Source organism: Sphingobacterium sp., from assembly GCF_039596235.1.
Lineage (GTDB): Bacteria > Bacteroidota > Bacteroidia > Sphingobacteriales > Sphingobacteriaceae > Sphingobacterium.
Window position 1 is genome coordinate 311,794 of record NZ_JBCNKE010000003.1, and the last position, 25,669, is coordinate 337,462.

The 25,669-nt window shown below is 42.9% G+C and carries 20 protein-coding genes; 10 read left to right on the forward strand and 10 right to left on the reverse strand.

Features of this window, described 5'->3' with window-relative positions; genetic code table 11:
• Window positions 1–31 precede the first annotated feature (31 nt).
• The 5 genes from ABDW32_RS08745 (at window position 32) to ABDW32_RS08765 (ending at window position 9,840) form a co-directional block, all read left to right on the forward strand.
• Entirely contained in the window at window positions 32–3,091 is a 3,060-nt protein-coding gene (locus ABDW32_RS08745) for a beta-L-arabinofuranosidase domain-containing protein (protein WP_343561452.1), read from the forward strand.
• Window positions 3,092–3,280: 189 nt separating this feature from the next.
• Window positions 3,281–6,418: a SusC/RagA family TonB-linked outer membrane protein gene (locus ABDW32_RS08750; protein ID WP_343561454.1), complete on the forward strand. Its 3,138-nt coding sequence runs from the start codon at window positions 3,281–3,283 to the stop codon at window positions 6,416–6,418.
• Between the two features lie 10 nt (window positions 6,419–6,428).
• Window positions 6,429–8,051 carry a RagB/SusD family nutrient uptake outer membrane protein gene (locus tag ABDW32_RS08755; RefSeq protein WP_343561456.1) on the forward strand — a complete coding sequence of 541 codons (1,623 nt, stop codon included), beginning with the start codon at window positions 6,429–6,431 and terminating at the stop codon, window positions 8,049–8,051.
• 33 nt (window positions 8,052–8,084) lie between these two features.
• Complete coding sequence (locus tag ABDW32_RS08760) at window positions 8,085–8,789, forward strand: hypothetical protein (protein WP_343561458.1); 705 nt, start codon at window positions 8,085–8,087, stop codon at window positions 8,787–8,789.
• Window positions 8,790–8,814: 25 nt separating this feature from the next.
• Window positions 8,815–9,840, forward strand: a complete 1,026-nt coding sequence (locus ABDW32_RS08765) for a hypothetical protein (RefSeq protein WP_343561460.1) — start codon at window positions 8,815–8,817, stop codon at window positions 9,838–9,840.
• A 74-nt stretch (window positions 9,841–9,914) separates the two neighbouring features.
• Here the strand turns inward: ABDW32_RS08765 and ABDW32_RS08770 are convergent, their stop codons facing one another.
• The 7 genes from ABDW32_RS08770 to ABDW32_RS08800 form a co-directional block, all read right to left on the reverse strand.
• Window positions 9,915–11,387 (reverse strand): TlpA disulfide reductase family protein, encoded by a 1,473-nt coding sequence (locus ABDW32_RS08770; RefSeq protein ID WP_343561462.1) that lies wholly within the window; start codon window positions 11,385–11,387, stop codon window positions 9,915–9,917.
• Window positions 11,388–11,397: 10 nt separating this feature from the next.
• Entirely contained in the window at window positions 11,398–12,801 is a 1,404-nt protein-coding gene (locus ABDW32_RS08775; RefSeq protein ID WP_343561464.1) for a RagB/SusD family nutrient uptake outer membrane protein, read from the reverse strand.
• 12 nt (window positions 12,802–12,813) lie between these two features.
• Window positions 12,814–16,314, reverse strand: coding sequence for a SusC/RagA family TonB-linked outer membrane protein (locus tag ABDW32_RS08780; RefSeq protein WP_343561466.1), 3,501 nt, complete (start codon window positions 16,312–16,314; stop codon window positions 12,814–12,816).
• A 30-nt stretch (window positions 16,315–16,344) separates the two neighbouring features.
• Window positions 16,345–17,469: a FecR domain-containing protein gene (locus tag ABDW32_RS08785; RefSeq protein ID WP_343561468.1), complete on the reverse strand. Its 1,125-nt coding sequence runs from the start codon at window positions 17,467–17,469 to the stop codon at window positions 16,345–16,347.
• A gap of 67 nt (window positions 17,470–17,536) precedes the next feature.
• Window positions 17,537–18,100: an RNA polymerase sigma-70 factor gene (locus ABDW32_RS08790; RefSeq protein WP_343561470.1), complete on the reverse strand. Its 564-nt coding sequence runs from the start codon at window positions 18,098–18,100 to the stop codon at window positions 17,537–17,539.
• Window positions 18,101–18,283: 183 nt separating this feature from the next.
• Window positions 18,284–19,915 (reverse strand): hypothetical protein, encoded by a 1,632-nt coding sequence (locus ABDW32_RS08795; RefSeq protein ID WP_343561472.1) that lies wholly within the window; start codon window positions 19,913–19,915, stop codon window positions 18,284–18,286.
• Window positions 19,916–20,351: 436 nt separating this feature from the next.
• Window positions 20,352–20,891 carry an FAD-dependent oxidoreductase gene (locus ABDW32_RS08800; protein ID WP_343561474.1) on the reverse strand — a complete coding sequence of 180 codons (540 nt, stop codon included), beginning with the start codon at window positions 20,889–20,891 and terminating at the stop codon, window positions 20,352–20,354.
• A 1-nt stretch (window position 20,892) separates the two neighbouring features.
• On the opposite strand from ABDW32_RS08800, the gene ABDW32_RS08805 reads away from it, so the two are divergent.
• Both ABDW32_RS08805 and ABDW32_RS08810 read left to right on the forward strand, forming a co-directional pair.
• Window positions 20,893–21,252, forward strand: coding sequence for a hypothetical protein (locus tag ABDW32_RS08805; protein WP_343561476.1), 360 nt, complete (start codon window positions 20,893–20,895; stop codon window positions 21,250–21,252).
• A 133-nt stretch (window positions 21,253–21,385) separates the two neighbouring features.
• Window positions 21,386–21,559 carry a hypothetical protein gene (locus ABDW32_RS08810; protein WP_343561478.1) on the forward strand — a complete coding sequence of 58 codons (174 nt, stop codon included), beginning with the start codon at window positions 21,386–21,388 and terminating at the stop codon, window positions 21,557–21,559.
• Window positions 21,560–21,570: 11 nt separating this feature from the next.
• On the opposite strand, the gene ABDW32_RS08815 is transcribed toward ABDW32_RS08810, so the two are convergent.
• Together ABDW32_RS08815 and ABDW32_RS08820 are read right to left on the reverse strand one after the other, a co-directional pair.
• Window positions 21,571–21,828 carry a DUF1264 domain-containing protein gene (locus ABDW32_RS08815; RefSeq protein ID WP_343561480.1) on the reverse strand — a complete coding sequence of 86 codons (258 nt, stop codon included), beginning with the start codon at window positions 21,826–21,828 and terminating at the stop codon, window positions 21,571–21,573.
• 15 nt (window positions 21,829–21,843) lie between these two features.
• Window positions 21,844–22,107, reverse strand: coding sequence for a hypothetical protein (locus ABDW32_RS08820; protein ID WP_343561482.1), 264 nt, complete (start codon window positions 22,105–22,107; stop codon window positions 21,844–21,846).
• Between the two features lie 88 nt (window positions 22,108–22,195).
• Between ABDW32_RS08820 and ABDW32_RS08825 the strand changes: the two genes are divergently transcribed.
• The gene (locus ABDW32_RS08825) at window positions 22,196–22,441 is read left to right on the forward strand and encodes a hypothetical protein (protein WP_343561484.1); all 246 of its coding nucleotides are present in this window, start codon (window positions 22,196–22,198) and stop codon (window positions 22,439–22,441) included.
• An 18-nt stretch (window positions 22,442–22,459) separates the two neighbouring features.
• Here the strand turns inward: ABDW32_RS08825 and ABDW32_RS08830 are convergent, their stop codons facing one another.
• Window positions 22,460–22,921, reverse strand: coding sequence for a VOC family protein (locus ABDW32_RS08830; RefSeq protein ID WP_343561486.1), 462 nt, complete (start codon window positions 22,919–22,921; stop codon window positions 22,460–22,462).
• Between the two features lie 405 nt (window positions 22,922–23,326).
• Here ABDW32_RS08830 and ABDW32_RS08835 point away from each other — a divergent pair, with 405 nt between their 5' ends.
• The gene (locus tag ABDW32_RS08835; RefSeq protein WP_343561487.1) at window positions 23,327–24,412 is read left to right on the forward strand and encodes an ATP-binding protein; all 1,086 of its coding nucleotides are present in this window, start codon (window positions 23,327–23,329) and stop codon (window positions 24,410–24,412) included.
• A gap of 605 nt (window positions 24,413–25,017) precedes the next feature.
• Entirely contained in the window at window positions 25,018–25,503 is a 486-nt protein-coding gene (locus tag ABDW32_RS08840) for a pyridoxamine 5'-phosphate oxidase family protein (protein WP_343561489.1), read from the forward strand.
• Window positions 25,504–25,669 lie beyond the last annotated feature (166 nt).

A 25,669-nucleotide genomic window follows, 5' to 3' on the forward strand; every position in this document is an offset into this window, starting at 1 on the left:
ATCGAGCTTTCGAGCTCATAAACTGATAGAGATGAAAAGTTACAGAATTCTTTTACGTATTATTCTCGTTGCCACGATCTTAATGAAAGGTGGACGCCTGGTACAGGCACAAAGCGGGGATCAAATATTGGATGGAATCGGCGAAACGGGCATGATCGCGCGATATATCTTTAATGGCGATCTGAGAGATTGGTCGCGCAACAACCTGCACGCTACAGCTGGCCAAAATGCGACATTTATCAACGATAAGCGCTTTGGCAAAGTATTGTCATTATCGGGTGAAAAAAATGATTTTGTTCAGATCCCTGCTGATGCATTGACCGATATGGAATCCTTGAGCATATCGGGCTGGATTTACCTGCGTTCGGAAAAAAAAGATCAGGTTTTTTTTGATTTTGGAAAGGATGGATATAAACATTTCTTTGCTGCTCCTTTCGGGACGAGCACGCAGGCCGGTTTCCAAAGTTTAATGACCACAGGGGAAAATAATCAAAAAGGAGCTGTTGCTCCATCATTGCAATTGAATAAGTGGGTTTATCTGACCATTGTGGTGGATATGCCGGCTAAAACGATGCGGACTTATGTAGATGCTATACCTGTCGCGGAGTCGCAGCAGATCCCGCGCGAGTTGACTGAGGTTTTTGGAACTGCTGGTGAAAAGAACAAATTATATATCGGAAAATCACTGCTGACGGGATCGCCGACCTTGGATGGCATGTTGCATGATTTTCGGATCTACCGTGTTCCTTTGACTAAAAATCAGCTTACCGGAATTTACAGCAATTCACAGCGCGGCGTTAGTAATCGGGCTGTAAATGTAAGCAAGATGGAGGACAATTTGCCGGAGTTTCCAATTACCCGGGCGCAACTTTATAATGCCTATCTGGTTGCGGTGCCAGATGTGCAGGTGGAAACGGCGCTAGGTGATTTACCGCGCTTACCAAGTTATGTGCCAGGAGTATATCAAGAAGGTATCATTGGTCCCAAAGTGCGGGTATTGTGGCCTTCGCCCCACGATAACAGTACCGTCCTGGAAGCTGGACGGTATACCATTACAGGCCGGGTTCCGGGAACAGCTATACAGCCTAAAGCAATCGTGACTGTAAAGGCCAGCAAGGCCCCCTCGGCACCGGCGCTGAAATTGGCGGCTTTTGCACTGAATCAGGTCTCCTTACAAGCAGACGCAGAGAACCGCCAAACAAAATTTATTGAAAATCGCGATAAGTTTATCAACACCTTAGCAAAGACTGACCCCAACTCGTTTCTATATATGTTTCGCGATGCATTTGGGAAACCCCAGCCCGAAGGGGCTCAGCCTTTGGGGGTATGGGATAGTCAGGACACCAAGCTCCGGGGCCATGCAACGGGGCATTATCTGACTGCGATCGCGCAGGCTTATGCGAGTACAAGCTATGATAAAACGTTGCAGGCTAATTTTGCCGAGAAAATGACCTACATGGTCAATACCTTGTACGAACTGGCTCAATTGTCGGGTAAACCGCAGCAAGCAAGTGCTGTGGCTACAGTTGATCCAACTGCCGTACCTTATGGGCCCGGCAAATCAGCTTATGACTCGGATCTGAGCCGCGAAGGGATCCGGACGGATTATTGGAATTGGGGTGCCGGCTATATCAGCGCTTATCCGCCAGATCAATTTATTATGCTGGAAAAAGGAGCGAAGTATGGTGGACAGAAAACCCAGGTTTGGGCACCTTATTATACCTTGCATAAAATTTTGGCCGGATTAATTGATATTTACGAAGTGAGCAGTAATCAAAAGGCGTTACAGGTAGCCACAGGGATGGCAGACTGGGTGCATGCCCGCCTTAGCCGGCTGCCCAAGGAAACGCTGATACAAATGTGGAACACATATATTGCTGGTGAATTTGGCGGAATGAATGAGGCGATGGCACATCTCTACCGCATCACCCGTAAGGAACATTATTTGAAAACCGCACAGTTGTTTGATAACGTCGATATGTTCTTTGGTAATGCGAATCATGAACATGGATTGGCTAAGAATGTCGATACATTTCGTGGATTGCATGCCAATCAGCATATTCCACAGGTTGTGGGCAGCATCGAGCTCTACCAGGTTTCCAATCTGCCGGAATACTACCGGGTGGCAGACAATTTCTGGTATAAAGCAGTCAATGATTACATGTATAGCATTGGCGGTGTCGCGGGGGCACGCAATCCTGCCAATGCAGAGGTTTTTACGGCGGAACCAGCGACCCTATATGAAAATGGTTTTTCTGAAGGTGGACAGAATGAAACTTGTGCAACTTACAATATGCTGAAATTAACAAGCAACCTGTTTCTTTTTGATCAACGCGCCGAATATATGGATTACTACGAACGCGGTTTGTATAATCATATTTTAGCTTCGGTAGCTGAAAATACGCCGGCTAATACCTACCACGTGCCACTGCGGCCGGGAGCAATAAAGCAATTTGGAAATCCCAATATGACTGGCTTTACCTGTTGTAACGGTACCGCAATTGAGAGTAGCACCAAATTGCAGCATAGTATTTATTTTAAAAGCCGGGATGATCAGGCTTTATACGTCAATCTATTTATTCCCTCAACCTTGGAATGGACAGAACGTAAGCTGACTGTGCAGCAGACCACCAGCTTTCCAAAGCAGGACGAGACGGAGCTGACCATAAAGGGGAATGGCAAATTTGATCTGCATGTTCGCGTGCCCAGCTGGGCAACCAAAGGATTTTATGTGACTATTAACGGGAAAGACCAGCAGGTACAGGCGCAGCCCGGTACGTATTTGAAACTGAGCCGCAATTGGAAGAATGGCGATCGCATTAGGCTCAAAATGCCATTTCAGTTTCACCTGGATCCGGTCATGGATCAACAAAATATTGCCAGTTTATTTTATGGACCGATCTTATTGGCTGCTCAAGAACCTGAGGCCAGAAAAGACTGGCGTAAAGTAACGCTTGACGCGCAAGATATCAGCAAATCTATCACAGGTGATCCGCAACGCTTGGCTTTCAAGATTGATGGAGTTGATTTTAAGCCATTCTATGATACCTACGGACGACACTCCGTTTACCTGGATGTTACTTTAAAATAATGGTACGATAGGCCAACAATAAAGGGGTACTTTGTCAAGCAAAGTACCCCTTTATTATTTTCTTCCAATGCTGGGTTTTGGTCACAATCGAAGCGCGATTGGTTAAATTCGGATTGAAATCAGACCTGATTCTAAGCTAACTTCGGTTATCTATTAACAACTAATATCAATTAACCAAATTAATCAGTTATGAAAAACGCAGGTCTTTTAATAGTCCTAGTGGTTCTCCTTTCATTCGATTTATTTGCGCAACAGGTAACAGGCGTAGTGCAGGATGGTTCGGGGAGTGTAATGGTAGGAGCTACGCTACGAAATTTGTCTACGAAGATAAGTGCGCAAACGAATGGCAAAGGTGAGTTTACGATGGTAGCAAAATCAGGCGACGTTATCGAAGCAAGCTTGCTTGGCTATGAATCAAAGCGGCTAACGGTGGGTTCGGAATCGCGGCTTAATTTTCAATTGAACGCCACATTTTCCACGTTGGACGAAACCGTTGTCATCGGTTATCAAAAAATCTCCCGAAAGAAAGCCACCGCAGCGATTTCCAGTATTTCCGGAAAAGAACTGGCGAATCTGCCAGCGGCAAGTTTTGACCAGCTCTTGCAAGGACGTTTATCGGGGGTTAATGTACAGAACTTTACCGGCGAGCCTGGAGCAACACCTACTGTTCAAGTGCGCGGAAACACTAGCTTAAACCGAGAGTACGATGAATTTAGTGTAGGAAATGCCCCATTATATGTCGTTGATGGCGTTCCGCAGCCACCACAACAGTACACTTCCCCAGTAACCGGAACAGGTACAAATTTTATTGCTGGAATAAATCCGCAGGACATCGAAAGCATTGATGTGCTGAAAGATGCCTCTGCTGCTGCCATCTATGGATCAAGAGCTTCGAGTGGTGTAATCCTGATTACGACCAAAAAAGGCATCAGCCGGGAGCCACAGGTGATGGTTTCGGCCTATACCGGGTTGACACAACGGCCAGAGTTGCGCGATGTGGCCTTGGGGGCTGAAGAGCGTAGGCAAAAGATGCGCCTCTTGGAAGAGTTACAGCAATATCGTCCTGATATTGAAAATAGGAATATATCTTTTTTACTGACCGACAGTTTAAATCCGGCTTTTAACGGATCAACCGATTGGCAGGACATGTACTACCGCAAAGGTATGGTGAACAATGCGGATCTGAGCCTGAGTGGGGGCGGCCCAGGGGGATCCAATTATCGTTTCAGTGCGGGATTATACGATGAGCAGGGAATTGTCAAAGCGACGGGTTTCAAGCGCTATTCAACACGGTTGAACCTCATGTCCAAAGCGCTGAAAGAACGTTTGATGATCAATCCGATAGTAGCCTATTCGCGCACGGAACGTACCCGGGCTGGCGGTGGAGGAGTCGGGGTCACGGCAAGATATACGCCCGCATCTTATTTCAACCTGAGCGAGACCCGAAAAAATTACCTTCTTGGGATGTATAACGATGATTCCGATGTAAATACGGGAAATCAATTTACGTTCAACCTGAATTTAGGGTATGACTTTTCAAAAGCGTTAAAATTTACGTCCCAGACTTCTTATATCTATTCCAACAGCAGGCGGGATGTAAGTACACCTTCTTCAGTGGCTAATTTTACCGGTAACAGACAAGACGTCTTTTCAGACAACCAGGTTAATGTATTGTCTTCTAATTATTTCAGTTATAATAAAGAATTTAATAAACATAATCTGAGCATGATCTTGGGGAGTGACCTGGAATATAATCAATACCGTTCCGTAGGGGCGGGGGCTTCGAATGGTGCTTCGGACCAGATCAGGGTCATACAGGGATTTCAGCAACGTTATCTTACTGCCTTTTCCGATTATCAGGCTTATAGTATGGCTTCTTTTTATTCGCGGCTAGCCTATGATTATGATTCCAGGTACCTGATATCAGCCAGCATACGTGGAGATGGTTCATCTCGTTTTGGGGTGGGCAATAAATGGGGCTATTTTCCTGCTGCCTCAGTGGCATGGCTGGTTTCCGAAGAATCATTTATGAAAGAGAGCCAGTCCCCATTTTCTATGTTAAAACTTCGGGCCAGTCTAGGCACAACCGGTGGATTGCCGGGCAATAATTATCTACAGTACAATCTCTACCGGGTCAATGCCGGAAATTTTTGGGGAAATGACAACGCCACTTCGTACAACGGTGTCACCGCCATAACTCCGAATCTCGTGGATGGGGTGGCGCAACCGAATATCAGCTGGGAGCGTTCGATGCAATGGAATATTGGTCTGGATGGCGAGATTGCCAACGGTCGCTTTTCTTTTGCCTTTGACGTTTTTAACAAGGAAAATAAACAATCTTTATTTGATGTGGCGCTGCCTGTGACAACCGGATATGACCGCGCTTTGACCAATTCGGTGGGTGTCCGTAATTATGGTGCTGAGGTCGTGTTAATGGCCAATCCGCTTCCAAAGACAAGTCCAGTGCAGTGGTTTAGCCGCCTGAATGTCTCCTATGTGCGAAATAAAATAATGAATCTTCCCAATTCGGGGCGCGATCTGGTGGTTGCCGGTTCCCGTTTTGATAAAGCCCATATCCTATCGGTAGGAAGCCCGATCAATACCTTCTATTTATACCAAACCCTAGGCATTTATTCAACACTGAACGATATTCCGATCAATCCCCTGACAGGTGACCGCTACAATGCTGGTGGAAGCCCTTATGCACCTGGAGATATGTGGATTAGGGATGTAGATGGAGATTACATGATCGATCCGTTCAATGATGGTATCAATCCGGACAAACTGCCGATCGGCGATCCAAATCCCAAATTTACGGGTGGCTGGACAAATAATGTGACCTGGAAGAATTTCAATCTGGGCGTACTCTTCACCTTTTTGTTCGATAGGGATGTGCTCAACCTCTATCAATCCGATCTCTTTGAGAATGGTGCTGCGACCAATTCAACCTATGATTTTGCGCAGTATGCGACACCCGATTTTAGTAAGATCAATATCTGGCGCCAATCGGGTGACCGAGCCGATTATCCAGCCTATCCTTTGGGGTCTTGGCGCTACTATACCGTTGCTGGCCAGACCTTTTTCTTAGATCAGGGAGATTATTTCCGGGTGAAAAGTGTGAGCCTTTCTTATAGTCTGCCCAACCGCCTGGTAACAGGTTGGGGGATGAGAAGCATCCGCATGTACGGTATCCTGGATAATCTACTGATGTTCCAGCGTTCGAAAAGATTGCCAGATGCCGAGGCTGTAAATTATTATGGTGAATATGAAGGGAATGGTTATCCGATCCCCAGAAAGTTCACCTTTGGTGTTGAATTACAATTTTAATTAGTGCATCATGAAAACATTATTTATAATCAATTATTGCAAGTGGGTACTTCTCGTGGCTATTGGCTTGAGTACCGCGTCGTGCAACAAATTTTTGGAAGAGGAGCCTCGAAATTCCACCTATAAGGAGGTCTATTGGAAAGATCCCAAAGCCGGAGAAAGTGCTATCGCAGGTAATTATGCGCTGTTGAGGAATGCCCTGATGGACGGTTTTTATGGCGTTGGAAACCGCTACTACATTTACGGGGACATGACACCGGATATTTATATCGGGATCAACCGGGATAGCTACAGTCATCCAGAAATAGGTAAAGGCAATTGGACCAGCAATTATTTTGCACAGTCTTATGGCAATTGGACCGTATTTTATAAAACCATAGCGATGTCCAATATCATTCTCAAAGAAATGCCTTTGGTTTCGGATGATATCTTGGTTTTAGAACAGACGGATCCCGAGGCTTTTCGCAAAAAAATTATGGGACAAGCCTATTTTATTCGGGCTTTCTCTTATTTCATGCTGACCAAAATCTGGGGTGATGTGCCTCTCGTTACCGAGGCCTATGATGATCCGATTAATGCGCCTCATCTGGGACGCACCTCCCGCATTGCGGTCATGAAACAGATCGAGGAGGATTGCCAACATGCGATAAACTTATTGAGTTGGGGGTATAAAACAGTTGCAGAACGCGCTGTCACAGCCAACAGGGGATCGGCGTATGCGCTCTTGGCACACCTGTACCTATGGCGGGGAACGACTACGGACCTAACCACAAATACACCGATCATGGATGATATCACGCGTGCTGACACGACCATCAATACCTTGCTCGCGCAAGGGGGATATACACTGGCAGATACCGCCAAATATGCGGATGTTTTTAAAGGAAGATCGAGCGAGGGGATTTTTGAATTAAATGTCAGTGAAAACACTTTAGAAGGATCAAGTGCTCATATTGGAATGAAATTTTTGAATAGTAGCTATATTCCAACCTATGCCGCAACAGCTGACTTTTTTACCAAACCGGCTTACCTAAGTAGTCACTTTTACAAGATCGAAGAGAAAGAAGATTGGGTCTGGCATGAAGATATCAGGCAATGGGTCTGGGAAACAGTACAATCCCGGGGACTTGATACGTTGGACATCCGTTTCAAAAATAACTTTGTTAATTATACGTCGGATAAACCCGTATGTATTAAATATAGCAACGTCGTCTTTCGGAATCCAGGCCAGCAGCTTGAACCCTATAATAGCAATAATTTGATTTTGTTTCGGTTGAGCGATATCAAATTATTACAGGCCGAAATAGCCCTCTACCAAAATAATCCCAGTCGTGCAATCAGTATCATCAATGCCTCAAGGACGCGCTACGGTGCTGATCCTTCAAGCCTTTTACAACCGGGCTTGACCAAAACAGAAGTGATGAAAGAATATATGATCGAACGTGGAAAAGAACTCTATCTGGAAGGTCATCTGTTTTTTGACATGATACGCACACGCACATATTCGGACCATATCGCTTGGCTAAGCGAGGCCCGGTTTAAGCAAGGTGGCTTTTTCTGGCCCGTGGACCCGCGTTTATTTAGTGAGAATAGACTTTTAGTTCAAACCGAATACTGGCGTGGAAAGATTTAATGACATCGTTAGTAACTTAAATTCTTAGAAAAAATGACTACAATCATAAAAAAAGCCGGTGCATATCCCTTATTTGCCCTGCTGTTTTTTCAGCTACTGACCTCATGCTCGAAAAACGATTATATCAACGATGGCGGTGTCCATCAAGCAAAAGTAAATATGACAACCTATGATTATCTGGCTTCGCATCCAAAGTTTGATTCTTTGGTGCGGATCATTGATCGTGCCAATTTAAAAGAGCTGGTGAACAGTGATATCACTTTTTATGCGACAACAAATTGGGGTGTTGCAGATTATGTGAGTGCCAAAAAACAACAGCGTATTGCGGAGGTCGGTGACGAAAATATTTCCTTTGACATTGACGATATTGATCCGAAAAGACTGGATTCTTTAAAGATATATATGTTCAAAGGAAAAGTAGAACGGGATAAGCTGGATCTGAATGGGGCATACTTTAGCAGTTTGTTTGGTTCTATCCCTGGGGTTCGATTTCAATTGGGGTTGAGACGAACGAGAGATTATAGTTCCTACGTCGATTATGTTGATTATTTGTATTACACGAAAGTCAATGGAACGCTGGATTCGGAAGAACCAAACCAAAATGCGATCCCGGAAGCGGAGCGGGATGTGCGGGTAGACGTACAGACCTCAGGAATTATCACGACTACGGGCGTCATACATGTGCTGCACGGTGATCATCGTTTATTTTTTAATAAGGAGAAAATGGCTTCTAATTGACAGGGAGTCAAGAAAATATACGCTAATGAAAATAAATACTATAACCAATTACACGGTCCTATTAGGAATAGTGATCGGTGTAATCCTATCCGCCTGTGAAAAAATTGAGGAAGGTTTTTTAAGTGATACCATTCGCTATCGTGACAGTGTAATCTATTGTAAACGAGGGATGACACTCACCCTTTCGGATCGGATAAATGCAGATGGATCGACTCCGCCATTCGAATTTAAGATGTTAAACCTGCGGAACAAGCTGACGGGGGAGCCTGCGCCTGAGGAATTCACAAAAATGTATGAAATTGAAGTTTTTAAGGAAGGCATGACGTTCAATGCGGCAACAGATACCACGGTTGCGTTGCTGAAAGCAAAGCGCGAAACCAAGAAGGTCATGCCCATGGAATTTAACGCTGTCAGTGGCCAGATTAGTTTTAATCGGGCATCTGCAAATTTGCCACTGGGGATCTATACCTTTGATTTGCAGGCAACGAACCGCAAGGGAACGAAAATCTATCCCTCATTTGCGGAGATTCATGTCATCGAACCTTTTTTGGAGGATGTCTTCGAGTTGACCTATGCTTCATTGACTGGGTCTAATGCTGCCGAGACTTTTACGCCAGCGTACAATAGTAATATTAAACTGACCTGCACCAAAGTTTCTGATGAGGGCGCGCGTGTGATCCTGAAAATTGTCGACAAAAATGGCCGGCCATGGGATCCCAAAGCGGGGGAGGTAATTAAACGTGGTGATCGTCCGACCTTTGAATCACATGTACGTTTTAATCCGGTCGTCGCCACAAACACAGCATTGGTTTGCGATTATGAAGTGGCCCCCTTTCCGCTAACAAAATTTAATGACGGGAAGACAAATTGGGATTACAATATTTACTATCGTATACCGATGCGTTTTGCAGCAATGGATGGCCACCCCAATCACAATATCAACCCTGTTTTTGGCTTTCGGGTACTGATGGAGGGGACATTTGAGGTCGAAGTAAAGCTGACAAATGTGGCTGCAATAAACTCATCCGGACCACCAGCAACAGGACTGTAAATAGGTATAACGAAAGATAGGGGATAAAGTCTGCCTCTGGGTCGAGGCAGACTTTCAAGCATTGATAAGTACCATTAACCTTTATAAGGTTTTTTAGCGGCTTCTATGAGCTCTTTCATTTCTAATTTGATATAGTCCACATTTGGCGAGGATCCGGTCAGGAAATAGCGGATATTTCCTTCCTTGTCGATGACGAATTTAGCCGGGATACCTTTTACACCATATTTGGCTGCCATGACTTCCCCGGTTTGCGGATCTTTTTGATCGTCGTAAAGCACCTCAAATGGATAGTTGTTTTTTGCTAGGAAAGAAACGACATTCTCTTTGTAGTTCTTGTCGCGCTCCCAGGTATTCATAAACAGGAATTGGACGTCTTTATCATTTGCATACGATTCCTGTGCAGCTTTCATTCCCGGGAATGAGCGTACGCAAGGCTGGCACCAGGTCGCCCAGAAATCCAGGACAACAACTTTTCCCTTTAAACTCGCCAAGGATATTTTTTCACCCTTTAGGTTGAACAATTCAAAGTTGGGCGCTGGTTTGAAGGTTGCCATATCCTTGATGTGATTGCGGATGTTTTGGGTTAACTCCGTTTTTAGGGAAGCATTGAAGTTCTCATAGCCCTGAGCTGAACCGTTCAATTCTGTGTATAATTTTTTCAGATCTTTTTCGATCGCAAACTGCCCTTTAGCATATAATCTTGTCAATATATTGTACGCTTCAAGCTTTCTGCCTGTTCCGAGCAGCGATTTATAATAAACCATTGCAAGTCCATCCGCTTGTTCCGGTGCTGCTTTCAGGGCATTCTCGATATAACCAAGTGCTTCAGCATATTTTTTCTGCGCAACAAGGATATTCACATAGGCTGACATCGAACTGGCATAGCCCATGGCTGCAAAGCGGGCCTTATTGTCCTTCTGTTCTTCAGGCAGCGTGAGGTAATAATAACTATCATCCATGGCAGTCTTCAGAAGTGGTGCAGCAGTCGTCGTGTCACCTGCTTGCAAAAGGGCTTGACCGACTGGAATATAACCATTGCCACGCCAGAAACGCTCTTTCATTTCACTCAGGTAATGAACAGCCTTTTGGGCATTTCCTTCATTGGCAAAACTCACCGCTAAACTCCCTAAAACGTAATCATAAGTCAGTGGTTCTTCGCTGAAATTTTTGACAGGCCATTTTTTGATCAGCTCCGTATAAGCTTTTTCTTTCGCCGTTGACGTTTCTGCATTGTAGAAGACATTCGTTATAAAGGCATCCCGCGTTATTGTGCCCTTTGGGTATTTTTTCTTGGCGCTATTTTCAAGACTTGTCATTTCCTCTTCTTTGCCCAGCGAACGGAGGATATTGATTGTCGTACGATAGTCTGCTTCCGTTTTGTAGGTTTTTACTTCGGTGACTAATGCTTTAGCCAAAGAATCTTTTTGTGCCAATGTGCCTTTCTCAATAATTGGGAGGTATTGTTGGTATCTATTCGCGGTTTGCTGTTGCGCATAACCGACCGTACTTGCCAGCAGCAGTGCTAGTGTTAAAGCTTTTACTTTCATTATTTTGTTTTTATTTTTCGACATTCTGTTTGATGGTTCCGTTGCCAGGATTCTCGGTTGCTCCTAATGGAAAAGGCATAATCCAGAGATGTGATGTTGGGCTCAGCTGGATCGTCTTGTCCTCGATCGTCTTTGTCAGTGTTTTCGCAAAAGCACTTTCTTGATTGAGGCGTTTGTAATCTGTAAAGGGAATAATGGAATGAATCAGTTCATTCTGTTTGAGCTGTTGTATTTTTTTGATGGCGTCCGTGGCATTTTGTGCGGTCAGGTCGGCATAGTCTGCAGCCAGGATCCTTGTTTTACGGACCTTGTTGACGAGATCCATTGCCTTTTGGATATTTCCCTGTCTTGCCTGGCATTCTGCAGCAATTAGATAGACTTCAACAGTCGTCAAGCCCTGGGTATTATAGAATCCGGTCATTGTGCTCGCAAAATAGGTGTTGGGTACGATGGTACGCAACTTCCAGCGTGAGGCGAATTTACTGTCTCCTTTTTCAAATCGAGCTGCCCGTTCTACCGGCAGGGATAATTCCGCAGCGGTGTAGTTTGGCGACTGACCATGTCTGAAGTAGTAGTTCTCGACATAGGTAAAATCCATGGGCGTCTTCTTCAAGGTATAATTATTCGGATCTTCGATCTGTGATTTATTGGCCGTATAGTAGGCTGTCCAGTCGTATAGTTTATCGTTGTATCCCAGTGCTTTTTCACTATTTTCCAATGCATCCGGATAGTTATCCATTTGGAGGTAGATACGTGCCAATAGCGCATGAGCTGCTCCTTTGCCCGGATGCAGGATAGTTAGTCCTGTCGTAGGCAGGTTCGGGAGTGCGTCTTTGATATCCTTGATCATATAATCATATATTTCGGCAATCGTAACTTGCTTAGAAGGGGCGCCGATATCAGCACTTTCAATCCATGGAACCGATAGCAATTGGCCTGCCGTTTTAGGGTCATAATCCGCCGCATAATAATTTGCTAAGGTAAAATAACTGATGGCCCGGAGTACCTTGGCAGTAGCCATCAATTGATCCCGCTGTTGGGGCGTGGCCTCGGTCATTGCCGGTCCATGCTCCAGGATCAGATTGCAGACAGATATGCTCGAATAAGCATTGTAATAGGTGCTTTCATCGGCGTTATTGTAGATCTTGCGGTCTTCTTGTTCCTTCCAGTTATAGTTAATATCCCATAATTTATAATAATTCAGATTGGCCGGGGAGACAAAACGATCGTTGGGCAAAATAATAGCCTGGGGAATAGGGACCTGATGAACAGTTGCTTCATCGCGCAAAAGCGCTTCGAAATCCGCATAGGTCTGTGGGATTTTCTTTCCTTTTGGCAATATGTCCAAATATTTATTGCAGGATGCGAAGAACAGCAGGGGAGTGATCGCAAGGAGGTAAATTATTTTTTTCATAAGAATTTTAAATTAGAAAGTGAGGTAAGCGCCAAAAACATAATTCGGTGCACGATAGCCTTCCAGCATAAATTTTGCATTGCTGGATTTGGTAAACATGGCCACATTTTCAGCATTGAACTGCAACCGTGCTTGGGCCAGTCGCATCTTTTTTATCCAGTCGGCCGGTAGCCGATAGGCAAGGCTGATATTACGGATGCGTACATTGCGCGCATCGAGCACATTGATATCGGCGTATTGGTAGACGGTGCCACTTGCCGAGTTGTAAAGATTTGTCTCTTCGGGAAACACCAGACGGGGGATATCGGTTCTCGATTCATCGCCTTCCTGTTGCCAACGGTTACGGATGTCTTTGTTCATCGGAGCAAGGGTCGTGAATGTCAGATAGTTGCCGATCCCCATATAAGGTAGATCCTTATTTCTGATTTTATGTCCGCTTTCGTACGTGAGCATCATCGAAAAATCGAAGTTTTTGTAGGAAAGGCTATTTGTCCACGAAAGGGTATGTGTAGGCACTTTTGTTCCTGCATAGACAATGGACTCCAATGTTGTTGGCGTTTGTGTGCTTTTGTTCCCATTTTCATCATATACCTGTGGTATGCCCTGCTGATCGAGTCCAGCCCATTTGTAGGCATAAATCGCCTGGTATGGATTTCCTATGCGGGGGTACGCGTCAGGATAATCCAATTGTAGGATATAAAATGGCGCTTTGACATTGACATACGTCACTTTGTTTTTATTATAGGCATATAGGACACTGCTGTTCCAGCTAAAATCATTTTTCTGGAGGATATTGGCGTTCAGTGTCAGTTCCAGTCCATGGTTGGTCATCTCTCCGTTGTTGATGGCGTAGGTGGAATAGCCGAAGCCTTCGGTAGGTACGCCCATAGTGGAGGCAAAGAGATCTTTTCCTTGTTTTCTATAGTAATCCAAACTTCCAGAAATACGGTTTCTGAACAAACCAAAATCCAATCCGATATTCGTGGTCGTTGTTTTTTCCCAGGAAAGTGATGGGTTGGGGCGGTCCGAGACCGTGCCTTGGGTTCCCCCTACATGAGAATTTGTATTATAATAAGCTGTCATAAAGGGGGCTACATTCTGCAATATATTACCACCGATACCGTAGGAAGTGCGTAACTTAAGCTGATCTAGCCAGTCCAGCTGCACGAAATTTTCCTCATGCAGATTCCATCCGGCACCGACAGACCAGATTGGCTTGTTCTGATATTTTGAACTTGTTCCCCATAAATTGGACCTATCCCAGCGCAAGCTTCCGGTAAGGAGGTATTTCTTCGAATAGGCATAGCCGACATTCCCATAAAAGGAAACAAAACGGTTGATGGATTCGTACTGACTGGCATTATCATAATTTTGGTTGAAAGAACCCACAGTTCCTATGGCTGGATCCAGCATGGTATAGGTAAGCGCGTCGGGATCAAAATTATAGAGATTTTGAAGTTGAGAACGCATGCGGTTGTTTTTAAGTTCGCTGCCCAATATGGCGTTTAGGCTATGCTTTTCGCCAAAATCCTTGTCGATATTGACCTGTTGCCTAAAATTGAACGCATTATTCTTGAGATCTGTTGTTTTATTGATATTCCCATTGGGCATCATCAGTTTGGCTTTTCCATCAGCAATTAATGCAAACTGATTGACTCTCGATCGTGTATAATACGAATTTTTACCATAGAGAAGCTCAAACTTTTTATTGCTGATTTCATACTGAAAAGAGGCCGAATAGCTGAGCCAGTCTGCAATCTTCGCATTCAATTTTAGGAAACTTCGGTTCGAAAAACCATTTGACTGTTCGATATTGTTTTTTATCTCGTCCAATGGCGTGATGTCCAGTGTATTCAGGCCATATTGTTTAATCGTGTTGATATTTGCCAGGCTCATATAATCGGCCATATACGCCGTATAATTACTGCCGTCGTCATTTTTTAACCTATTGTACGGCAGAAAAGAAAAACCGGGTTTTAGCACATCATAAGTTTGCCTGTCATCATCCACATAATTGAGAAATGAGCTCATCTCGACTGTTAACCACTTGTTGATCTGGGTGATATTGCGTAGGTTGATGCCGAGATTCTGGTTTTTACTGAAACGGTCTTCCAGTAGATCCTTTTTATAGGTCGTCGAAAAATAGAATTTACTTTTTTCCGTACCGTTGGAAAGGTTCAGGTTGTACTGTTGTGAAAAGGGATTGCGCTTGGCATACTTGGCGATATCCTCATAAAAACGATAGCCTTGTTGGGAGAGGCGGTCCAGTTCGGTATTCATTTCGGATTCATTGATCAGACCGGCATATTTTTTAAGGATGCTGCGGATACCAAGACTTTGGTAAGACATATCGTTTAAAGTACTTTTTGCCTGCTCGGCTGTCATTGTTTTCAAATTAGGGTTTTTCGCTGCCCATTCGCGTTCGATGGCGATCATGTCCGCGGCCGATGCTAAGCGGTCGGTGTTAAAATAATAAGGTGTATGCGTCAAAGTCGCTGATACATTGATTTCAGTGCCTTTATTTTTTCCTTTTTTGGTGACGATAACGACAACCCCATTGGCCGCGCGGGCACCGTAAATGGAGGCTGCAGCCGCATCTTTTAGTACTGTAACAGATTCAATATCTTCGAGATTGAGGTCCGGCAAATTCTCGACAACACGACCATTGAAATCCATGGATGCATTATCTACGGGGAAACCATCGATTACGTATAAGGGTAAGGTTACTCCTTTCATGGAGGTTGTCCCGCGAAGCAAGCCATCGTGATATCCCGCAATGCGGCCTTCCAGCAGGCTTCCTAGGTTGTTGAGCCGCTGTTGTTGCAGGCTGTTTTTGGGCAGGCTAGCGAATGCGCCGGTAGCGCGTTCCTTGGCAATGGTCTGATAACCCGTATTGATGGATACATCAACTGCCGCAAGACTGGTCATACTTGGCTTGAGCACGATCAGGGCCGGTTCATCATTGGCATTAAATTCAAGGGGCTCGTAACCCAAGAAGGAAACGGTCAGCACTGCGCTAGGCGTGGGAGAAGTCAATTCAAACTGTCCATTTTGATCAGACTTTGTGGAGATACTGCTGTTTTTAATCGTGACTGTGGCACCGTTTAACGACTTTCCCTCGGCATCGGAAATCTTACCACGCAATTTGTATTGTTGGCTGGGCGCTGAGGGCGCTGTGGAAGTAGATCTTCCGGTAGCTGCATTTTTCAGCAAAATGGTGTTTTTGACAATCTTGTACTGGATGTTATTGGCGGTAAATGTTGCATCCAGCGCTTCTTTAAGCGTTACATCGCTGAGCTGAAGTTTAATTTTGGGAATCGTCAGCTGTGCCTCGTCATAAACAAAATGATAGGTCGACTGTCTTTCGATCTGTTTCATGACTGCAAGTGCTGATTCGTTATTGGCCTGGATGTTAATCTGGCCAAAACTGTAGGAGCTGCACAGTACCGAAAAGCCATAGAGTAGCACGGCCCTGGCTTTTTTGTTCAGCCTGGACGGATAGGATTGTTTCATATAGGTATTGGGTTAAGTTATCTGTTTATGCTATTGTTTTTTGATGGTTAAATACACTTTATTGTTTTTCATGTGGCCTTGGATGTCAAAATAAGAAAGGATCTGCATGACATCGTCAAGATTGACGTTTCTAGGGATTTCTCCTGTGATCAGGCGATTTTCGGCTGCGGTTTGGTCAACGACAAAATCAATATTATACCAGCGTTGCAATTCGCGGACAATATTTTTTACCGAACTCCGTCTGAAGCTGAAAAGTCCATTTTTCCAGGCAGTAATACCGCTTATATCCGTATTTGCCTTTTGTAGATTTGCTTGTGCTAAGGTTTGCTGTCCAGGCTGTAGGATCAGTGATTGCTGCAGCTTATTTTTGCGGGTCACTTTTACCTTTCCATGGACCAGCGTGGTGATTGGTGTGGCGTTGTCTGCGTAGCTCTGAATGTTAAATCCTGTGCCCAGCACTTGGATTTCATCGTTCCCGACATTAACCTTAAATGGTTTTTTCGCGTTGTGTGCGACTTCAAAATAAGCTTCACCCTTTAAAACGACGGACCGTTCGTTACCGACAAATTGGGCTGGATAGCTGATGGTCGAACCGGCGTTCAGCCATACTTTGGTTCCATCTTCGAGCTGTACCTGAAATTGTCCACCACGCGGTGTTTCCAGCGTGATCAGTTGATTACCCCCAGCTTTGCTGAGATCGATATTGCCTGTATTCAGCTGCACGAAGCCATTCTTATTGATCAGTTTGTCCTGTTGACCCAATGCGATGACCTCGCCATTGGGCAGACGAAGTGTAGCCTGGTCATGCCCTGGTTTTATGGCAGCAAACAGTTCGGTCGCATGTTGAGCATCCTTTTCAGCACGCTGCTGCTGTGAATACTGATAGAGTCCAAATGCTACGCTGAAAATGACGATCGCTGCCGCAGCATATTTCCATATCGAAATATAGTTGGCTTTTCGCGGAAATAAATTCCGATCCATGGCATTGAGCTGCTCCTGGATAAATTGATCGTCCAGCTCCGTGGATGCACGCTTTGCTTTATGCAGATAGAAGCTATGAATGATCCGCAGTTCTTCTGGAGACGCTGTCCCCGCTTTATATTTTTGGAATAGTTCCTGTATTGTGTCTTTCTCCATCTTTAGGCTGATAGCCATAAGAAGGCTATCTAATAGTAATGACGGTCGAACAGGGAAAAGGGAGTATTAAAAAAATAAAAAAAGATTAGAAAAAAAAGAAGGAGCCAAATTTCGTGCGCAATATGCGTAAGGCGTTATGGACCTGTTTTTTAATTGTTTTTTCGGAAGTGGATAAGAGCGCACTGATCTCTTTATAACTGTGTCCCTGCTCGCGATTGAGTTCAAAGACTTGCCTTGTACGGGGCGACAGTTTGCTCTTTTCGTGTTCGATCATAGCAGCAAGTTCTTTTTCCAACAGCAAGTCGTCCGTATAACGGACACCCTCCTCGACAAAGGATAAAACATCCTCCCGGTATTTTTCTACCACATCCTGATGGCTAAAATGGTCCAGTATTTTATTGCGGATGGATTTGATCAAATACGGTTCGAGCGATTGGCTGATTTCTATAATTGCCCTTTTATTCCAGAGGACAAGGAAAACGTCCTGAACAATATCCTGGCTTAGCTCGCTGTCCTGTGTCATGCGATAGGCATGGCGAAACAGCAGTTCTTTATAACGATCAAACAATTCCTTGTAGGCTAACGTGTCGTTAGTCTTTACAAGTTGGAAGAGGGTTTCTTCTTTTAAATTGTGGTAATCGTATTGCACCCGGCGTTGATTTGTTATTAGTTTGTAAAGCTAATTTAGGACATTGTTCGCAAAAATAAAAAACGAAAATTCAACACCTGGCAGTGTTTTCAGCGACCCGCATTATCCTTCCTGGAAATAAACATAAATTGGGTGGTTTTGTTAGTTTGAGGCGCTCCTTCACAGAAGCGCCTCATTTTTGCATTATTTATTTTTAACACAACGTATTCTAACAGCTTCGCTAGGAGCTGATACGCTTGGCCTAAATGTCAGTGGCTTGATCTCATAATCACCTAAAGTCGTCCGCTTGTCGTCGCTATAAGGCTGCTGAAAGGAGAGGTATTTTTTTCCAGCCAGCAGGTAGGCACTTTGTGGCGTTGGTGCAAAACGATACATCCCAGCGGAGATAAAATAGAAAGAACGAAAATATAGATACTTATCCATTTCGGGCTTTTCAGGCTGATAGTCAATACCAAAAAACAGGCCTGTCTTCAGATAGCTATTATTTTGTGTATCATATCGTGCGTGATATATTTTAGTATTACCAGACATCAGTCTAACGATTTCGTCGCTGGTAGGCAGTCGCCAAGAATTTAATGGTTTTACTGATGTACAGGGATCCTGATTTGCTACCGCTAGGGGCTCTTGCGCATAGGACCCGTTTACACGATACATCCGCATGCCTTTGACGTTATCTTCAAAATCCATATACCAAAAAGCTTCAGTCTGATCTGCCGGTGATGGCGACCAAGTATAGTAAATACTTTCGTCACTGGGTGCTGCGAATTGATAGACCCCATCGCTGTAGATTAGATCGCCTATGCTCCAATCGGTGCCTGCTACTGTTATCGTGGGAGCAACGGGTGCCTTCAGATTAATCGCTAACTCGTACTTTACCCCTGGACGGAGATTCCAGCCACCTTGTACCACATCTTGAGGAATACTGCCATTGACAGATACGTTACTTAGTTTGATTGTGCCATCTACAGTTGCAGCAGCTGCAATAAATGTCGAATCTGAATAAATAACTTTGCCGCTCTTGTTTTGGAATACCAAGGGTACAGACGCTATTGCTCCATGATAAGAGACGGTTCTATCGGCAAGCGCGACATCAATGGATCCTTTGGTATGTGAAGGGCTTATTGCTCCTCCGCTAACACTAACTTCGCCCACCGCCGAAGCGTCCAACTTCAACGTCACTTGCGTAAAAAGATGGGCTAATGTTGCATTGAGCTCATTCTGGCCATCCTTTACCTCAAAAGGAATCTGATCGATCATCAGATCATGATCGGCGCTCAATTGTTCAAACTTTGCGGTATTCAATTTAGCTCCTGAATTTAAGTAGGGTAAGGAGGCGTTTGTACCAGAAGCATAGATGATGAAGGTATATTTACCGTTGTCTATTGTAAAATCTTTAGCACCTTCACCCTGTTTAAATGATTTTGTCTCTAGGTATTCATCTGAAGCATCAAAAATTGCCACATAGTAAGAAGTGCCTTTTTTTAGCGCTTTCTGTTCACTTGTCGCGCGTACTTCTGCTTTGGTTTTGGAAGCTTTGGAAGAAGAACTGGTAATTCCTACCTCCCTTAGCGTAGCGACGAGTGTATATTGGTCATTATAACGAATTTCTCTAGACTGCGAGGCCTCGCTGATGCGTCGCCCTGTTGCAGTAGCCTTGCTATTGCCATTCTGCAAAGCAAAGGTTTGTCCTATATTTAATCGTACCGTGGAGCCATTTGTTCCGCTAAATTCTGAATTCTTTTTATTACAGGCATTGATTAGGAGAACCAAAATAATTAAAAGGCCGATACAACTATGCCTTAGGTTACTTTTCATATTTCTACTTTTTTTAAAAAACAATCTTAAATTCTACTACTTTATATCCAGTTTAAACGAATTGCAGCCGTTTCCAAAGCAGCTGCTGTTTCGTTAAATGGCAGGATCCCCTATAAGCTGCTACCATTCCAATTCCTTTATCTGCGTTTCGGTTTCCCAGGATTCGGTAACCGTAGGCCGTACTGAGCCAGCAGAAATACTGTGCTCTAATGCGAGTTTTTGCACTTGGATTCGAGGCGGTTCGTAAGTGGTTGAATTACAGTAAGGTGATAGCTTGTTTTTTTTCTTATTCATTTTATAGTTATTAATTTTGTGTTAAATTCTCTTTAATTGAAATTTAATTTTAATCTTTAATGGCTTGATAAAACAAATTTACAAGAAATTGTATCGAAAATTATTGTATTTCGATCAAAGCGACTTTACTGTAGCTGTATCGCTACAAACGGGCCTGCTTTTTAGTAGACAATAGGACAGAAATTGCGGGAATAAAACAGGCTTGAAGTAAAAATGGATTAAAATAATTATTGACCTGCTCTGCTGTTTCCAGAGCACCGTGTATAAAACCGTAGGCGTGATTTGTATTCATGGCTTCCCCAATGAAGAATATTTTGTTCAATAAAGGCGAGGATGCCACCGCTCTTGCATTTCCTTCTCCGGGCATAGGGTAACTGTAAGTACCTTCGATAAAACGTTCTTTTTTCCAATCCTTAAATTTTAATCCCTTTAATAAAGGTCTTACGTTCCGCTTCGCCAGTTTAGAAATCTCATCGAGCATGCCCTCCTGATATGAAACAGGGTCCTTGTAATATTTCTCCGCATAGTGTCCCATGATAATACTGATGATAACAACGTTCTTATCTATCTTTCGCTCGATATAATAAGGAGTGACCTTTATGGTTCCTTGAATAGGAAAATAGTAATCTATTCGGTAGAACCATTGCTTTGCCCTAGAGGTTCTATTCCAAAAGCCCTTCAATATGGTTTTTAAAATACAAGGATTATATTATCTGATTACTGGACTTTGGCCTATAATTCACATCGATAGCTTTATGATGCTGACGGGTGAAAAGATAGATCTATGGCTGGTCAAAATGGTCGGTCTACTTTCTATTTCGGTAGCTATTGGTCTGTTATTTGGGGGAAATAAGCCTGCTAAAATTCTTCTTGGTATTCCAGCTGCATTGGCATTTATGTCGATTGATATTTATTACAATATTACCGATACCATTTCTAGGATTTATTTACTTGACGCATTCTTACAGTTCATTATTGTATTATGGAGTACAGCCAATGAGATTTCTTCAAGACACAAAGATCGAAACCCTAAGAGCGGCTAATATATCCGCTATATAATTGTCAAGCTTTTGCATTATACCTATTCATAGTCAATCTGTAGTGTTGCAAGCCGGTCGAAACCAAATGTAATTTACTCTTGTTCCAATAGAAAAGTAAACAAAAAAGGAAATAATTATGGAAGATCCAGAGGAAGTTAAAAAAGAGGAAGATAAAAGAATTGATAACGAACAAGAAGAAAAGGTAGACGAGCGAGAACGTAATATAGACGAACAACTCGAACAGTCATTTCCGGCCAGTGATCCACCTTCCTATTCGCGACCGGGAAACGATAACTTCGGAGAGGCTTAATAATAGCTTAGCTAATGCTTATAACGGACACTATCGGCCTTATACCCAATGACAAATTGTCGAATTTGCCCTTGTTCCCATTCATTTGCCAAGGGATCAATGGCATAATTAGGTATTGATTTGCGTTGTTCTCTTTTCTCAGCAGTAGAAATATCAAATCTCTTATCCCGATCTTGGATCAAATCCGGATGGAGCTGGCCATCTTTCGTAAAGCCCATCATGATCATTGGGGCGCCTACTGGCAAGCTGCGTTCCTGGTCGGTTTCCATCGTCCGGGAACACGATTAAGATTCAATTCCTTTCTTGTCTAAAATTGTTCGCAATGCTTTGTATATCCCTAAACATAAGATGATCAGGCAGGTCAGTGTAAGGCCAAGATATTCCACCACCCAAGCGATCAGAATTGCAACAATATGGATCTTGCCATTCTCCGGTCTGAACATCGCCCCTGTGAAAAGATAAAAAGCAAAGGTTGCGAATACAGCCAACCAGATCAGGGCATAAATATAATGTAGTGGGTTTTTACTGAATTGATATTTACTCAACATAGTCGTCTTTAATTTAATCTTAAATATATAGCGGTTTGGAATTCTTTATGAATGGATTTACAATTCGCTTGGTAAAATTTATGAATCGTTGGATCTCCCCAAGCATGAAGAAGATATTGACCCGGGATTAACGATCTCGTTGATACTGCGGTTATCCGTTGGGGGCGACTATATCAAAATGTTTGAGCTAAAGGCTGGCGAAATAATCAGAGGCGGATTTATAGAATTCGTGAGGAGGCTTGAATCTATGGTAAAATGTCCCGACCATTGCTGCGTTGCGCTCAATGATACGGGACGTTTACTTTCTCCAGCATTCACCAGTGCTGGAGCATGACTTTGTCGTTACCTTGTTTTAGAAATCAGCAATAATGATCTTTTTCATTCCCATCATTTTTTTGAATGCGCCGGGTCTTTTGTTGAGTTCTGCCCAATTTTCAGGACAAACCTGCCAGCTTAATCCGTATTTGTCTTTCAGCCATCCACAAACGCTCTCCTGTCCTCCATCCGATGTAAGTGTTTCCCAGTAGTAGTCAATTTCAGCCTGATCTTTACAGGGGATCATCAGTGAAATAGCCTCGTTAAATTTGAATTCCGGTCCGGCATTGATCCCGATGAAACGCATTCCCAGAATCTCAAATTCTACGGTCAGCACTTTTCCGGCAAAATCCTTTTGGAAATCAGCCAGTCCTTCGGCTTCTGAATTTGGGTAATACGTGATATTGATGATCTTGCCATCTTTGAAAACCGATAGGTAATAGTTTGCGGCTTCCAGTGCGTTGCTGTCAAACCAAAGGTTTGGAATTATCTTTTGCATAGCTTTATATTTTTTGGTTATTGCCACCCTATTTGAATTTTGGTAATTTACTGTCTTTCAAATTTAAACGATTTGTTCTTCGATTGACTTGGCATAGGATAAGAAATAGACCTGCACATATGACGCATTGTATCGCGTTCGTGGTCGAATGTTGCTCGTCGACAATGTGGATGAAAAAGCGTCGATTATCTCTAAAACAACAGTACGAAATTAAAATACACATCTCTATTACGTATAAAATCTTGATAGCTTACACCATGCGAAATATGAAAAGAAGACTTAGCTCTACGGAAATAAAGCTAATTTCCTGTTTAATACTCCACCCAAGGGAGCTTTGTTGAACATTTCATTATAAAAACAATGTTTATTTTATCTTGTTTTTATAATAAAATTTTGTATCCCTCTATGAACAAAAATGAGCAAATAAATGATTTAACTCAACTCAATGAAGACCTGGAAAATTACTTTAGCAATACGATCATTCCGCAGTTATTTGTGGATGCCAACTTAATATTGAGAAAGTTTACGCCACCGGCGATGAAGCAGTTTGATCTTAAGGACGAGTTCATAGGAAAGCCCCTAGACGAGATCAAGGAAAATTTTAGATTTCCTACGATTATCAGTAATATAAATACAGTGATCGCAACAGGTAAAATTCTGGAAAAAGAGATTCAGACAACAGATTTAAGGTGGTACCAGATGAATATACTTCCTTATTACGTCCGTAATGAATACCTTACGAATGGTGTCATCATTACATTTGTGGATATTACGCCTAGGGTGAAGGATCTCAAAGAGCAAGAGAAGCTTGTGCTGGAACATGAATTGCTGCTTGATACATTAGCTCATGATATCAAAAATCCCTTATTGGCTCTTAATCTTACATTTGATTTAATGAAAGGTTTAAAGGATAAAAATTCAGCTAAATTCTTGCCCTTGATGCAGAATCATGAGAAAAGTTTGGTGGAAATAAAAAAGTTAATAGATGATCTTACAGAAAGCCGTTGGGGAAAGCAAAAATATCAGGCATCCATTGAACTGATAGATCTTCCAAATATTCTGGAGGACGTAAGTTTGAGTTTAGCTCCCCAGCTGATAGAAACTGATGCAATTATTAAGCAAGATTTAAAGGTTTCTGAATTTACTTTTGTACGCCGTAAGTTGCGTAGCGTGCTCTATAATTTGATTAATAATGCGATCAAATATACACCCGAATCACGAGCCCCAGAAATTTTGATCCGCTCGTTCAAAGAAGACGGTTATCTTGCTATTTCCGTGAAGGATAATGGGATCGGTATGAAGGCCGAAGATCGGGCAACAATTTTTGAGAAATTTCGAAGGGCTACCAAATTGGTCGATGGTTCTGGAGTAGGTCTCTATTTGGTGAATACTGTAGTTAAACAGGCAGGTGGAAAGATTAATATAATTAGTGAACCCGGTCAGGGAACAGAAATAAAAATCCTGTTGAAGCAAGATGAGAAGGGAATGTAAATCATACAATTTTTCGTGTATGTTTCAGCTGTTGCTGCCATAAGAGCTCGTGAAGCTTTTGGCGTTATAAATACTTTTTCTTCGTTTGTTGATGTGTTAGAATTTGCGGAAGTGACCTATAAAGCGTCTCCTCATAAATATACATCGACTGGAATGGGACTATATTAATAGTTGACCTATGTATGTAGACACACATAAGTTTCCGTAAAGACTGCATCGCAATGCCATTCTTTGAAGTAAATTACTAAATATGAAAGCAGCAATTTTTGTTTTTTCATTATCGTACTAGTCGCTTGTAGTTACTGTACAGGGGCAATAATAGGAACATGAAGCCCTGCTAACCATACAATACCTAAATACAATTCAGCTAGGGACTACGATCAGGTATTGGCTTAGGTTTGGTAAAACGTATTTTGGAAAGGATTGGCGGTCGTGTATCTGTTGAAAGTAAAATAGGATCGGGAACAAAAGTTACTTTGATATTTCCTGTAAACTGTTCCTAATCAATGAAATAATTGCGTAAGATGCGCAGTGAAATGCGTATAAAGACTAAAACAATGCTCGTTTTCTATCTGTCCTGTTTATAATATTAAAATAATTGAGGTATGGATAATAAATACATGAACAAGTCTAAAGTCAACAAACTTAGAATGATGATCGAAGACCTAGATATAGGTATACTGTGTACCTTTTCCGAATCCGAGCGATTTCCACATTCTATTACAGTAAGAAGACAGGAATTGGATGATGATGGCAATTTATGGCATCTAATTTCATCTGAGAGTAAGTCTTTTAATGATCTACTGTCAAATGAAAACATAACCCTTATCTACACAAGGCCGAGGGACCTTCAATTTATACGCATCGTTGGTACTGGTGAATTGGACGACAACAAACTTCGGATAAAGAAATACCGAAATCATATTGACAGCAAGCTGTTTGAAAAAGGAGAAGGAGATCCAAAAATTAGGGTATTAAAATTAGCTGTGAGAGATATACAATATTGGAAATCAGAATCTCGAGGTCTAATTGCATTCTTAAAAGTACTTGGAAAAGCAATCTCGGGTCGAGGACTAGACTCTATGAACTAGCTCCAATATGCATAGATCGGCATCAAGGAATTTTTAATCTTAACATCAAAACCGAATGATTAATAGGTGTTTTGCTGCGATCATTAGGCTGATTTGATTCCCTTTCCTACTGCATCGTTTGCGTCAGGATCGGTAAGTGGAAAATAATGCCTTCGTTAACAGCTCA